This is a genomic window from Paenibacillus amylolyticus (genome assembly GCF_036894225.1).
Lineage (GTDB): Bacteria > Bacillota > Bacilli > Paenibacillales > Paenibacillaceae > Paenibacillus > Paenibacillus amylolyticus.
This window is the reverse complement of the sequence record NZ_CP145892.1, coordinates 565,903-579,798: the sequence shown is the minus strand read 5'-3', so window position 1 is coordinate 579,798 and position 13,896 is coordinate 565,903. Positions and strand designations below refer to the sequence as shown.

Sequence of the window (13,896 nt, the reverse complement as noted above, 5' to 3'; positions counted from 1 at the left end):
CAGATTAAATCATCCATTCCAAAGCCTGTTTACACTTAATAACCTACCGTAAACCGAGCTTGGATAAATTGCGGATCGTCCAGTTCGTCCACCAAAGCCGCTGCAAAATCGCCAACGGAAATCGAGCTTTCCCCGATATCATCCGTAATCACACGGTTCATGCCAACCCGGAACTGGCCTGTCCGACGTCCTGTTGTGATTGTCGCAGCAGGGCTCATGTAGGTCCAGTGAATACCTGATGCTTCAATCAGGTCATATGCTTCTGCATGTGCTTTTGCCAGTGGTTTGACTTCTTCCGGGAATCCCGGCGTATCCATCAGCATATCACCGGAATCGGTTAGCAAACTTCCCGCTCCACCAACTACAACCAGACGTCCTGCTTTTGCCCGGCGCACACCCTCGATCAACGAACGTGTCACTTCCAGCATCTCTTCTTCTCCACCAAACTTCGGTCCATATGCACTCACAACCACTTCTTGACCCGCTGCAAAATCAGCCACCTGATCCGGGTTAAGCAGATCTCCCTGTTCTACACGCAAACGCTCATGAACCATCTCAACCTTCGAAGGGTCACGCACCACCGCTGTCACTTCATGCCCACGATCCATCAGCTCCCACAGTATCATCTTGCCAATCGCTCCGGTTGCTCCAAAAATGGCTACTTTCATATGAATTCCCTCTTTTCTGTAGATATCATCTTGTCAACTTACCGTTATTTTAATACTTAATCCTATTGTTATATACCTTAAACGGCTCACGCCATCTTAAACCGGATGTGACATCTTGTAAACCTATCTCTTACAGCTTATATGTAGAAAAATAATCTTTACTTCAACTAGCGGAAGAAGCACCGACACTCTTAAGTATCCCCTCTCTCCGCAAGCACTCAACACGAATCATGAAAAAAGCCGCTAAATGCGGCTATACTAAGATAATTTCATACGACATAAGTCTATTCTTATCTCAAGATTTCAGTTTCCGTTCCGCTAGGTAGTCGGTCCTTCTTCTCCCTGCCTCCACCACATACCCTCCGATTTTGGGCTGGTGTATTCAAATCCAAATTGAGCATAAAGTTGATCAGCCGGAACATCCGCCAACAGGCTGACTAAACCACGGGCAGGTACTGCTTTACGCAGATAATTCATAAGCTCGCTCATGATCAGTTTTCCATACCCCATTCCTTGAACATCCGGGTGTACAGCAATATCGACGACCTGAAAGAAACAACCTCCATCTCCAATCACTCGCCCCATGCCTATCAGCATATCCTCTTCACGCAGACATACTGCAAACAAGCTATTCCGTAATCCAATCTCCGCCCCTTCCCTGCTCATCGGGCTAAGACCCGAAACCTGCCGTAAAGCAAGATACTCCACTGCTGCGGGTGGTGTGTGTTCAATACTCACATGATCCATGAATTGTGCCCCTCTCCAACAAAATAAATTATTCTTTTATTCTGTCAACCACATGCCAAGACTTCAACAGCAAAACCGGCGGGATATATACAGGCATAATCCACTGGTAAGACAGATCTTGAAGCAACTGACCTAGCCATAACCTCCCCTGATCTTCCAGCCGAATCCTCCACGGACCGCTAGCCATGGTTTCTCCCTGATCTACAAGTTCACGGGCATCATCATAGGAATACTCTTCTCCTTTATTTCGTTCAATTTCTTCAAGAGCTGCATCATATACCCGTTGCTGCTCTTCTTCCATTTCCTTTGTAAAGTCAGAATCATATATCACGGAAAAGTTAAGCCCTTTGAGCTTACGCTCTTCAATCCATTCTTTAAACTTTTCTGTAACAAAAACCTGAACACCAGGAGTTTCCTTAATCTTGAACATACACGTTCCTTCCGGTATTTTGGCAGGATCGAATACAAGCTTGTTAAACCGTGCCCAAGACCCATCTTTGAATCTACCAATATCAGAACGATGATAATCAACACAGTCCAATATATTAGTAACATTTAGTATGAACAATTCCATATTATCATTCGTTATGGGCAAAAATTCTACTTCGCTTGTTAATAAACTCTCTTTCTCCATCATCTCTTTAACTCTTTTTGAGAACACAGGTTTACCGATATGGTAATTCGGAAAATCCTTGTATGATTTTTTATAAAGGGTTTCTAAACCTATTGTTGTCCATCCTTTTATTTTAGATTGACCGTGGAAATCACTATTAATTGGATGATGATCATCTTCCACTGAAGCTAGGACCTTCGTTTTCGTATCATGATTAAACCTATAAAATTTCATTTCTCCCCACCTTAAAATCTTTCTATTATAATTACATCTGTGTCACTGAGCTACTCTACGTATCATGACTTTAACATATGAATTCTGCTTGAATTCATCTACTTCCTGTGTAATAGTGAGAGAAAGCTTACGTGAAGCGTGTTTCATGATACGTGAAGTTGGTGCAAAGGAGGAACAAGTGTGTTTCAACGTTGGATTGAAGATCTAACATCGCGCCCAGGCGCTGTGGCTGTACTGTTTGGAGTCATGGCTTTGCTTCTGGGGATATACATATGGTCTGCCACTGAAGTTCGCCGCAGCCACGAAAGGCGAATGAGAAGGATACGAGATACATTATACATAAGTACAGCCCTCTTGGGACAACTTACCATCCAGGAAAATCGGAATTATGAACGATTGGAACACGAACATGACGATCTGATAACAGCAATGTTAGCCTGCAAAGCTGCATCTTACCTATCTCCTCAGCTACAGGACCAGATCCGTGACTGTATTAAGGATCATGACCCTGCCAGAATCGGACTGATGCACAGAGCACTGGAACGGGAATGCACCGTATTATCGGATGAACTAAGCCGGGATACTCATGCAGATCATTGGGGCACAGCGGTCTGGACCATCCTTCGGCCTGTAGCCGAACCAGCCGCACTGGCGGCTACAGGGTTTCTGGTTATAGATCTGGTATTTCGTCAGCGGATGTTGGACGTGCCTGTGGACTCATGGGACAGCATCTTGCCATGGATTCGCGCAATTTCCCTGATGATCACCATAATATATGGTTACCTGCTCTGGGCCAGCCCACGCCGGGATAGGTCAAGTACAGTAACCAAAATGCTCTCCTTGCTGATCGCGCTATGCTCGTTGCTCCATCTGATTGGACCTATTGCTGCGCCCTACGCCCTTGGATTACAGCTGATTATATTCACTTCGGGTTTCGGGTTGACTGGGACACGCTCTCGAAGTGAGCGCCCCTACGCAGGACATACGGATCTGGAACCAACGAAGCAAGTCTCTACGGAACTGGAAGGAAATACACGTCGTACATCTGGTACCAACACCGACGAATAACCTACGATTCAGCCGCTTCCGTATGATTAAACTTAGATACCCACATCGATGATACGAGACTTGGCCCTCCCTCGGCTGGATTTTCACCGATCAGGTCGTGTCTCCTTACTCGGCATGCTATACGATGATGGATGTCAGTGTCCCAAAATTATCGAGCTCCCGTCTGGCTGATCCTATTGAGTAGCCAATCTATTTTCTAAGGAACTCAGGACGTCTTATTTGGCCTCTACAGCCTCTTTCAAAATTGTAAAAAACCTCAGACACGTTATTTCCCAAAATCGCTCGATAAAAACGCTCTAAAACGCCGTACATTTCGATATAACGTGTCTCAGATTCCTTAGATTTCTGCGGGTGCTTCAAACCCTTGAATAAGACGCCTCATATTCGTTAGCGCTCAACCCCTGTTCATGCTCTGTTCCAAGCGCGACTGAGAGGAAACCTCGTTTCTCTCTCGTACGAAGCGAAAATTCTCATTGGTAGAGGAAAATAGGAAAATCGCTTTTGCGAAGTCCTAATTGCTTGCTCTTACATTTAGTATTTAGCGCTTGCCTACTCCGGACACGTTCAGATACAGTTCGGCTTTCAGGACGTGTTGAAAACATCCCCTATATCCCAACGTAACTGTACGCGAAAAGGGCTTAAACTACATTGTAGTTTAAGCCCTTTTCTATAATCTTTTCTTGCGAAGAATTGAACGATATAAAACGAACTTTAATAATTACACAAAAACGGAGAGGGCAGAAATAACGTGAAGAAGCGAAGCTACAAGTTTTCTGTATGAAAACTACTTCGAAAGCATTCGCTACGCCTAAAGCCTTTCGGAAAGAAAGCTCCATCGAAAGCATATGCTTATCCCCGGATTTTTTCCTTTGAAGAAGGAAAGAATCTGGGATAACAGTGATCGGAAAGTTATTCTGTCATCGAAGTGGCATGTGTGACATTCTTTAGTTCACTTTATATCATGGATAATTACTTCACTTATTTGGCTACAACATGTGCAATGACACGACCATTTTCGTACGTGACAGTCACGTCATAACCTTCGGCAGTTACACTGTCGAATTCACCTGTAATTCCATTAGCCGTGATTAACGTAATATCTTTGGAACCTTCAATCTTATAGTTGGACAAGTCGAGTTTGAGACTTCCTCCATCAATATAGAGCTTTCTGCCAACATTCAGCTGACTGTTGTTGTCAGTCACTACCAATTCCAACGTACCGTTATCCATGGTAAAGTTCCTATCTAAGTTGAGTGCTCCGTCGACATCAACGACAACTGTTCCATTTTCTACATACAGATCACCCGTACCAAAAGCCGTTGCGGATTCGGCTACCAATGTTCCTGCTTGCAGTAAGGTTCCGCCTGTGTAGCTATTTTTTCCTGTCAATGTAAGGGTTCCTGTTCCCTTTTTCGTGAGCATTCCACTACCGGTGATATCATTTCTCCACCAGTCTTGTGCATTGAAGCGCCCTTTGGAAGCGTCCATATCCACAGTTACATTGTTCAAGAATGCACCGTAGCCATCCGCAGCCGTGACCAGATCAATTCTACCCCAGCCCTTGGATTCATCCAGTACAGGATATCCAGAGTCAATGGATGTTGTATACAATACTTGTCTGCGTTGCTCATCTGTTAAATACGGTTGACGTGTTTCTAACAGGGCTTCTGCTCCTTGCGGTACAACTGGAGCCAAACCTTTGGTTCCGGTTTGTGGTAGACCGTAAGTCATCTTTTCTCTATAGAAGGCTTTATTGGCATCATGATCTTCCCATTTGTGTTCATCGTAAGCACTCTTGAACGTGTAATCCTCTGTTACGGTGTGTGCATACTCATACAGACTCATATTTTTTTCCTTGGCTGCAGCCCCAAATACTTCTCCTGCATTCTCATAACCTTTCTCTAACACATCTTTGTTCTCAGCCTGATTAAGTGCATATGCAGCCATGGCTGTGGATTGTATTCTTCCTCCTATAACATCAAGCGGTGAGTGCATCCCCGTTACGATTCGATTCTCGCCCAACTGAGCTGCTCTCGTTAACAATTCAGTGAATCGTTCTGGTGTAGCGTATGCCAAAGGAAATACGGATAAGTAAGCTGCACTGGTATGTCCGCTCGGAAATGCGCCATCTTTCCCTCTTCCATCCTCAGCGATTCGTTTGACATAAGTTAACGCAGGAATAAGTTTAACGTTAGTTTCGTATTGCTGGTAATGTTTTTCTCCTGTTGATTTGGTGCCGCCTGAAGCCAAAGGTACTTCTTTTTTCTCACCTTCGCCCAAGGTTTCCCATACAGGCAGTCCCTTGCTGTCAACAACTTCTTTCACTTCTCCATTGGAATTCATTCTCCACGGTCTAGGGGAAGAGTAGAAATATTTAGAGGGATTAGATGAGGCAGGAATTTTGAATCGAACCAGATCAACTAAATGGACCAAGTCTGAAAGTTCCGTCTTTGCTTCCCAATCTCCAATGCCTTGGCTTTCATCTTCCACTGTTTCCTCGGTCAATACCACATTCATCTCGTCCACCGTTCGTTCAACGTTTGTCTTTGGCTTGATGATATCTACATACGTGTTAGCCAACGGACCAAAGCCCTCCATCACGCTATAGATCTTATCTCTTTGGTCATCATAATAGGCTGCCAATGTCTCTTCACCTGTGCGATTTTGCGTGACTTTTTCTACATATTTGATATTGGCTTCCCAAGTTGCTTTGTTTCGGATCTCTTCATTTGCATATGTTTTCTGATCAGCAACAGCTACGGTTGGATCATTCTTAAAGCCGTCATAATATGGAGTCGGTCCATCTCCATACTTTGCATTTTTCCCGTCAGCTCCAATTTTAGTTGCCGCTGTTCCATCTCTCCAATCCGCTAGGTTCATGGACCATACTTGATCAAAACCGTCTAAAATATCAATAAACGGATTGGTTTCCGCAATATTTTTCAAGGTGTCGTCTCCGGCATTGGCTCCGTGCTTCACGGCGGATAACCGAGCTTCATCTGCTGGGGGATTAACATTCAGAACGGTTGCCGTTCCTTTTGGCTTAGCTGGTTTGGCAGCTGTAGTAGCATCTGTTTCCACAGCTTTAACGAGCGCAGACACCGCTTCGGCACGAGTAATGGAATTAAGCGGTTTGAAGGTTCCATCTGCATATCCGGAGATAATTTTCGTTGCTGCCGCTCCACCTACAGCTCCCTTGCTCCACGCCGCTATAGACGATGAATCGCTAAATACATTCGCTGCTGTTTCATTTAACTCCAGATTCAAAATGCCAGCGATCACTTTAGCTGCTTCTTGACGGGTGATCGGATCTTGCGGCTTCATTGTGCCATCGGTGTATCCATCTATATATCCATTCGCATTTGCAATAGAAATTGCTTCGTAATACCATGCACTCTCAGACACATCATTAAAGGTAATTTTAGCTTGTCCGGAATATCCAAAAGCACCGTTTACCAAATTCATAAATTCTGCTCTTGTAATATACGTATTCGGTTTAAATGAATGATCCAGGTAACCTCGAATTAATCCTTCATCACCCCATGCTTGAATATTTGCTTCCGCCCAGTGTCCCTTAATATCAGAGAACTGAATCTTCTGATCGGCTGCAAAACTTTTCTCTGCAAATGTCGGACCTACCATAGACAACATTAGAAGTAATGCCAGTGACTTTTTAAGTGGTTTTCTCATGGCTTGCAAATACACGCTCCCGTTATGGTAAATTATTTTTTTGCTTCTGCATCTGCAAATGAGTAAGAAAGACTCTATACAGATGTCTGATCTGCCGTTACTGTAGCATTAGGGAGCGTTTCGCATCTATAGAACAAATTCCGTTTTATATCAAAATCGTACGTTCCGGAGCTTATATGCCAAGAAAAATGGAGTTAGATACTACATTTATCAATTAAAATACCTACTTTTGTAAACGCTTTATTAACTGAAAGTAAATTATGGAGTGGGAGTTTGTTAAATTTCGATCAACATGATTTCTAGTCCTCGGCCTGCTATATAATGATGAAGTTGTTTAGAAAAGAGACATGAAGGGGGAAAAAGAATGCATAAGCCATTTCAATCTGTAAGATCCAAGATGGTTCTTTCCTACCTTGCTGTCGTTCTTGTCATTGCGCTTCTTTTCGGCTCCATTCTATACCTCTTCTTCTCCCGTCAATACAGCAAAGAGATTCGAATCAATAATCAACTGTCACTGAAAAGCACTGTTAATTATATTGAGAGCTCCGTTATCCAGAAGGTGAATCAGGTCTATCTGTCCCTGGCACTCGGTAACGCCGCTAGTATCGATTTAGATAGCTTAGAAGGAAACCATAGCAAAATCCTGGACATCGAACAGTCCCTCAAAAATATGGTGCAAAATTATTCTGATCTCATTGAAGCTATTCATGTGTACGATACGAAGAACCACTTCATCGTCTCATCTGTATATGGGCTATTGCTCTATGAGGACACGCCTTCGAGTATGGATCATACGACGGATTGGATTGCTGCGATGAAAGAGACTTCAGAAAGCTCCTTATGGATGAAGACTCGCATGGTGCCTCAGGATGTTTATATCGAATCACGGGAACAGGGCAAGATGAGTCCTCTAATTTCTTATGTCCATAGTTACCCGTTTCAATCGTCTGGACAAGACAGTAAGGCCATGATTGCGATTGATATCAAAGAATCAGCGATCAGTCAGATCATTAAAAATATGCTCCCTGCTGACTATGCAAATACATTAATCATCGATCAGGACGGAACCGTCATATCTGCCGCGGACAAAACGTTGATCGGTAGCTCCACGGAGGAGAATCTGACGCAGTCGCTGCTCACCTTTCATTCTTCAGATGAGCGCTTCACGCCTGTATTTAACTATGACTCTCATGTCGTTACCCAAGATCAATTTAAAGGAAATGCATGGAGAATCTACACAACCACACCTAATGAAAGCTTCTATTATAAATTGGATAGCTTGAAGGAGATTTCGGTTCTTCTCGGTTTATTGGCTGTTGCGGTTGGAATAGCGATGTCGTCCATCTTTACCAGGGCCAACTATAGTCCTCTTAAACGAATCATGAATAACATCAAGAGCCGGATGGATAGCCCAACCAGCTTAAAGCAGGACGAATATCGGTTCATCGATACAACGTTTAACAGTCTGTCCAATAAAGTTGATAGTCTTGAAGAAACTTTACAGGCCAATCACAGAATGATTAAGCATAGTATCATGCTCAATATGTTAAATAACCGATTTACACCCGAGGAACTTACGGAACAGCTCCAGTCTATTCACATTTCAATGGCCTACTCTCGCTTCCGTTGCATCGTCATTGACCCTGTTAATGAGAAGTGGAAGGATCTGCAGCCACGACAGTTGCAGCATACGTTGTATACGATGATCCAGCAACTGGAGATCGCAGAAATGGATGGAACTCAACTGCTGGCAGAGGAATTGCAGGATCACAAAATAGCCGTAATCATCTGTACCAACCAACCCGAAGAACCGCTCTCTGATCACATTGTAGACTTTATTCACGCTGAGGCGAGCAGCAGATTTGGTCTGGAATTTGTACTATCGTTAGGCGGATGGGTAGAGCACTTCACGAAGATTCACACAAGCTATCATCAGGCGAATACCCTGATTCGATACAGCTACTTTTTTCCCGAGCAGTCTGCCATTCAGGATCTTGATCTTCTGAACAGGGAAGCCAGCAGTCTGGAGATCCCGGAGTCATACCTCGTAAACTTTGAAAAGAAATTGCAGACTCGAGATGTGCAAGGTACGGTTCAGGCCATTCAGGAATTGGTCGCGACAATAAAAGAAGGCCCCTATTCAGCCGAATACAGTCGGATTATCTTATTAAAAACGGTATCTATTTACGCTGAGTGTATTAATCAGGTGCGCCTGCAACCCACCGAGGCGAGTTCATTGAATATGTACAAGCAATTTTCATTGTTCTACAATATCAACCGATACTCGGAATGGATGATTCATCTCGTGACCGAATTTGTGATGCAGATGGAGAAGCGAAGCGAGGTACGAAGTGTGGATACGATCTCGGCTGTCAAAGCCTATATTCACGAGCACTTATCAGGCGATCTCACGCTGGATCATGTCTCAGAGCAAGTATTCATCAGCCCTAAATATCTGAGTAAACTTTTCAAGGAAGAAACCGGGATTGTTTATTCCGAATATGTTACGAATCAAAGAATGGAACGCGCACGGGAACTCATGACACAGCGTGAAATTACGGTTGAGCAGGTCGCAAGTACGGTTGGTTACCGTACCCCTGCTTATTTCATTAAAAAGTTCAAAGAAATTCACGGCTGTACGCCAAAAAACTTCATGCGCAATCTAATGGAGCAGGGATCTATATAGGATCAATTTAACATTTACACAAAAACGGAGAGGACAGAAAGAACCTGAAGAAGCGAAGCGTTCGCCTAAAAGCTTTCTGAAAGAAAGCTACTTCGGAAGCATACGCTATTCCCGGATTTCTCCCTTTAGAGAAGGGATCAAAAGAAATCTGGGAATAACAGCGATCGGAAGGTTGTTCTGTCATCGGAGTGTCCGTGTAAATATTCTTTGATTAAACCTATATAGAATTTGAAATCAGGAAAGGAGCTGCTATGAACCTTAACCTTTCAAGAAAGTTATGTCTATATTCCGCAATGCTCCTCCTTCTCGTATTTACAAGTGGGTGTACCTTTTTAGGAAGAGAAACAGCACAAGTGCAACAGCAAGACCATCTAGCAAGCGCTGAGAAGGATACAGCACCGCAGTATACGATATCCTGGACCATGCATCAAAATATCCCTGTTCCTGAAGACGCCGAGATGATTACATATATTGAGGATCGGTTTGATGTCGATCTGGAGGTGTGGAACCTTGAGAACAAGCGGTATGAGGAACTGCTTGATCTGGAGCTTGCTCAAGGGAAAATACCCGATCTGTTCCGAATCAGACAACCGCATGATCTGCTTAAGTATCAAATGCAAGGGGTCTTAGCGGAAGTCTCCCCGGATGTTCTTGAACAATATGCGCCAAATATCGTACAGCGAATTCGCGATTATGATTCACGTTACCTAGAGTATGGAAAAATAAACGGTGGCTTATATGGAATTCCGGCCATTAATCAGACCAACATCTATAGAACCCCTGTTGTATACCGAGAGGACTGGCTTAAGCAGCTTGGTCTGGAGGTGCCAAAGACATTAGATGAATTCGAAACGGTTATGTATGCTTTTGCCAAAGATGATCCGGACGGAAATGGTAAACAGGATACGTATGGCCTATCCAGAGAGGGCTTAAATGTGGTGTTTGGCGCTTTTGGACAGTCCGTTTTCACCGAGCAACTGTATTTTAATGAAAAAAACAACCAACTCGTGATCGGTGCTTTGGAGCCTGAGATGAAAAAAGCCCTGACTTATATGCAAAAGTGGTATCGGGACGGGATTATCGACCCTGAGTTCATAACCGGCGAAAATAAAGGCGGCTATAAACATCTATCCCATGCTTTTATTAATGGAAAAATTGGGATGACCTCGATGGGCAACTATTATCATTGGAATCAAGAGGGAGACTACCGTGTCCTTAATGAAAATGGCCAAGAAACTCCAGTGGGGGCCTCGTTTAATGTTAAGGAACTGCTACAGAAGAACGCAACTGCAGAGGTTGTATTTGGTTCTCCTGTTATTGGTCCTGATGGACATAGCGGTTCAAAAGGGAACAATCTACTGATGAATTTTATTGCTATAGGAGCTGAGGCTGCGAAGGAGCCGGGAAAACTGGAGAAAATTTTGGAGATACTCGATTATGTAAGTGCCAACCCCGATCCGGAGGAGCAGATCAAAATGGAGTATGGCCTTCCAGGAAAACACTGGAATTGGAGCGCTGAAGATTCAAACTCGTTCCATTTACTTTACCCATACAACAGAATGGAGAATTATATTAATATGATCGGCTCAAGTATCGGCATGACGGTTCCAGGTACACCCTCGGATAAACGTGAACAGTGGGCTGCATCTGCAGGGTTGACGGAGAATGGTATCTATAATCGCCTGGAGGTTGCAACCCCTGCCCTGATTCAATATTCATCTGAATTGATTCGCATGAGAGACAGAGCGTACATCTCCATCATCACTGGCGATCAGCCTGTGGGGTATTTTGATACCTTTGTGGAAGAATTCATGGATGCAGGTGGGCAACAGGTGCTGCTTGAAGCGAATCATTGGTATACGGAGCATATGGAGACAAGTCGTGCACAATAGGTAGGAAGATCTGGAACATGCATTTCCCATGAGTTTCTGGAAAGTATACATTTGTGTTCCTATGCACCAATCCTAGATTCCTGACGCCACGTCACTCTCTATCCCTTCGCACTCGCATTTGATCCGCGTAGTGAACGGGCTGAACTGCTTCGTGCCGTGCTTCCGGATTTGGAGGCGTTGCCTGAGGGCGTGTTTTCAAAACGCTTGCGTTCGGTCCGCTCCATCTGCACAATCTGACCTTCGTGCACCACGATATGCAATGAACCAAACTCCATGTCATTCAGCTGTCCGGCAATTCGGTCCAACCATACCTCATCCACTTTTAACGGCTTAGCCATAGAGCCGCCTCCTCTTCTCGGGCTATTGCCCGCCATATTCCTAAGTACGCTGTCATCCAACGGATTTATAAATCATTCTTATCCAACCTATATACTTGGTTTATACATTAGCAGGGCTTCCAGTAGCTGTCAATCTGTATTTTCTTCTTCTCATAATCACTTTTCTGAAACGGCTTTGTGTCCAAGCCAGCTCTTGAGCAGCAACGTGGCGAGAGCCAGAATCAGGAGCAGGGAAGCTACGGCAAACGAAGCCGAGAATTGATATTCGTTATACAAAATCTCGACATGAAGTGGTAACGTATTGGTCTCCCCGCGGATATGCCCGGACACCACAGATACGGCTCCGAACTCGCCCATAGCGCGGGCATTACACAGAATAATACCGTACAGCAGTCCCCATTTGATGTTGGGCAAGGTTACACTCCAGAAGATTCGCCACCCGGAAGCACCTAGCGTAACCGCCGCTTCTTCTTCCCGGGTTCCCTGGTCCTCCATAAGAGGAATCAACTCCCTCGCTACGAACGGGAAGGTAATAAACAGCGTTGCAATCACAATGCCTGGCAGCGCAAAAATGATTTTGATATCATGTTCGGACAGCCACGGCCCTAACCACCCATTCGAACCAAAGACCAATACAAAAATCAACCCGCCCACCACAGGCGAGATGGAAAAGGGAAGATCAATCAGGGTGATCATAAGTCCCTTGCCCTTGAACTGGAATTTGGTAATGACCCATGCAGCGGCCACACCAAATATCGTATTCAGCGGTACGGTAATCGCCGCAACCAATAACGTGAGTTTCAGTGCAGACATGGCATCCGGTTCGGTAAGAGCCGCGATGTACACACCCCAACCCTGCTTCAACGCCTCCATGAGCACAATGGCCAGTGGCAAAATAAGCAGCCATATGAGTACCAGGCTTGCCAGTCCGATTAACAACCATTTGACCCATGGAGCCTCCGTTGTTGCACGGTTAGTTCCACGCCCGGTCTTTACGAGTGGAACAGGGCTTAGTGGGACAGGACCCGCCATATGCTGCACCTCCTTTGGTTTGGGTGAGTGACATCTGAGTGTATCCATATTCCATCATGCTTCATCGTCATGCTCTGCCCGCCTTCCGGCTCCAACGTTGCAAGGAATTAATGATCAGCAGCAGGATGAAAGAAACCAGAAGCAGCAGCAAAGCTACAGCTGTAGCGCCTGCATAATCGAACTGCTCCAGCTTGGCCATGATCAGCAAGGGGGCAATCTCCGTTTTCATCGGCATATTGCCTGAGATAAATACAACCGAGCCATATTCGCCAATGCCCCGGGCAAAAGCCAGAGCAAAACCCGTCAGCAGCGGTGGGATCAGATCTGGCAGCAGAATCGTACGGAATATCCGCCATCTTCCTGCCCCCAGTGTGGCAGCCGCCTCTTCCACCTCAGCCTCCAGCTCCTCCAACACCGGTTGCACCGTGCGAACTACAAACGGAATTCCGATAAACATCAGCGCCAGCGTAATCCCGGCCTGTGAATAGGCGAGCTTGATGCCCAAAGGCTCTACAAACTGCCCAATCCAGCCATTGCCGGCATAGATCGCCGTAAGAGCAACCCCTGCTACCGCTGTCGGCAAGGCAAAAGGCAGATCAATGACCGCATCAAACAGCCTTTTGCCAGGGAATTCATACCGAACAAGCACCCATGCCAGGAGTAACCCCAGCACGAGATCAATCAGCGCCGCTGCACCTGCGGTCAGGAAGCTGACCTTGAATGAAGCCAGCACCCTGGGATTGGTCGCAACCTCAATCATGGTTGCCCACGTCAGCCCTGTTGAGTTAAATAACAGCGCAGCCAGTGGAATAAGTACAACCAGGCTCAGGTAGAACACACTGTAACCCATCGTTAATCCAAATCCCGGCAATGTGCGTCTCCGCGCCACAACCACCTTGCTCATGCACGTTCATCCTCTCTGCCTTCA

General features: G+C 45.2%; 10 protein-coding genes. 3 read left to right on the top strand and 7 right to left on the bottom strand.

All coding sequences use genetic code 11. The features are described from left to right. Positions 1-35: 35 nt before the first annotated feature. The 3 genes from V6668_RS02720 to V6668_RS02710 all read right to left on the bottom strand — a co-directional run bounded on the left by V6668_RS02720 (position 36) and on the right by V6668_RS02710 (position 2,262). Positions 36-668, bottom strand: coding sequence for an NAD(P)-dependent oxidoreductase (locus V6668_RS02720; RefSeq protein ID WP_036607440.1), 633 nt, complete (start codon positions 666-668; stop codon positions 36-38). A 318-nt stretch (positions 669-986) separates the two neighbouring features. Beyond that, positions 987-1,415 carry a GNAT family N-acetyltransferase gene (locus V6668_RS02715; protein ID WP_192135509.1) on the bottom strand — a complete coding sequence of 143 codons (429 nt, stop codon included), beginning with the start codon at positions 1,413-1,415 and terminating at the stop codon, positions 987-989. A 28-nt stretch (positions 1,416-1,443) separates the two neighbouring features. Continuing rightward, positions 1,444-2,262 carry an imm11 family protein gene (locus V6668_RS02710; protein WP_076319495.1) on the bottom strand — a complete coding sequence of 273 codons (819 nt, stop codon included), beginning with the start codon at positions 2,260-2,262 and terminating at the stop codon, positions 1,444-1,446. Positions 2,263-2,442: 180 nt separating this feature from the next. Here V6668_RS02710 and V6668_RS02705 point away from each other — a divergent pair, with 180 nt between their 5' ends. Further along, positions 2,443-3,330 carry a hypothetical protein gene (locus V6668_RS02705; RefSeq protein ID WP_338707654.1) on the top strand — a complete coding sequence of 296 codons (888 nt, stop codon included), beginning with the start codon at positions 2,443-2,445 and terminating at the stop codon, positions 3,328-3,330. 978 nt (positions 3,331-4,308) lie between these two features. Here the strand turns inward: V6668_RS02705 and V6668_RS02700 are convergent. Next, positions 4,309-7,020, bottom strand: coding sequence for an S-layer homology domain-containing protein (locus V6668_RS02700; RefSeq protein WP_338708886.1), 2,712 nt, complete (start codon positions 7,018-7,020; stop codon positions 4,309-4,311). A gap of 364 nt (positions 7,021-7,384) precedes the next feature. Here V6668_RS02700 and V6668_RS02695 point away from each other — a divergent pair, with 364 nt between their 5' ends. Both V6668_RS02695 and V6668_RS02690 read left to right on the top strand, forming a co-directional pair. Continuing rightward, a complete protein-coding gene (locus V6668_RS02695) occupies positions 7,385-9,706 on the top strand; it encodes a helix-turn-helix domain-containing protein (RefSeq protein WP_338707653.1) in 2,322 nt (773 codons plus the stop codon). A 353-nt stretch (positions 9,707-10,059) separates the two neighbouring features. Then, complete coding sequence (locus tag V6668_RS02690; protein ID WP_422395240.1) at positions 10,060-11,598, top strand: extracellular solute-binding protein; 1,539 nt, start codon at positions 10,060-10,062, stop codon at positions 11,596-11,598. 98 nt (positions 11,599-11,696) lie between these two features. On the opposite strand, the gene V6668_RS02685 is transcribed toward V6668_RS02690, so the two are convergent. The 3 genes from V6668_RS02685 to cysT form a co-directional block, all read right to left on the bottom strand. Continuing rightward, positions 11,697-11,936 carry a YezD family protein gene (locus tag V6668_RS02685; RefSeq protein ID WP_338707651.1) on the bottom strand — a complete coding sequence of 80 codons (240 nt, stop codon included), beginning with the start codon at positions 11,934-11,936 and terminating at the stop codon, positions 11,697-11,699. A gap of 156 nt (positions 11,937-12,092) precedes the next feature. Further along, positions 12,093-12,968 carry a sulfate ABC transporter permease subunit CysW gene (gene cysW / locus V6668_RS02680; protein ID WP_338707650.1) on the bottom strand — a complete coding sequence of 292 codons (876 nt, stop codon included), beginning with the start codon at positions 12,966-12,968 and terminating at the stop codon, positions 12,093-12,095. Positions 12,969-13,035: 67 nt separating this feature from the next. Further along, positions 13,036-13,872 (bottom strand): sulfate ABC transporter permease subunit CysT, encoded by an 837-nt coding sequence (gene cysT / locus V6668_RS02675; protein WP_047840330.1) that lies wholly within the window; start codon positions 13,870-13,872, stop codon positions 13,036-13,038. Positions 13,873-13,896: the final 24 nt, after the last annotated feature.

Excerpts from the sequence above, each read along its gene's own strand:
- cysT (WP_047840330.1), bottom strand. The coding sequence starts at position 13,872 with ATGAGCAAGGTGGTTGTGGCGCGGAGACGCACATTGCCGGGATTTGGA.
- V6668_RS02685 (WP_338707651.1), bottom strand. The coding sequence starts at position 11,936 with ATGGCTAAGCCGTTAAAAGTGGATGAGGTATGGTTGGACCGAATTGCC.
- cysW (WP_338707650.1), bottom strand. The coding sequence starts at position 12,968 with ATGGCGGGTCCTGTCCCACTAAGCCCTGTTCCACTCGTAAAGACCGGG.
- V6668_RS02720 (WP_036607440.1), bottom strand. The coding sequence starts at position 668 with ATGAAAGTAGCCATTTTTGGAGCAACCGGAGCGATTGGCAAGATGATA.
- V6668_RS02710 (WP_076319495.1), bottom strand. The coding sequence starts at position 2,262 with ATGAAATTTTATAGGTTTAATCATGATACGAAAACGAAGGTCCTAGCT.
- V6668_RS02700 (WP_338708886.1), bottom strand. The coding sequence starts at position 7,020 with ATGAGAAAACCACTTAAAAAGTCACTGGCATTACTTCTAATGTTGTCT.
- V6668_RS02695 (WP_338707653.1), top strand. The coding sequence starts at position 7,385 with ATGCATAAGCCATTTCAATCTGTAAGATCCAAGATGGTTCTTTCCTAC.
- V6668_RS02715 (WP_192135509.1), bottom strand. The coding sequence starts at position 1,415 with ATGGATCATGTGAGTATTGAACACACACCACCCGCAGCAGTGGAGTAT.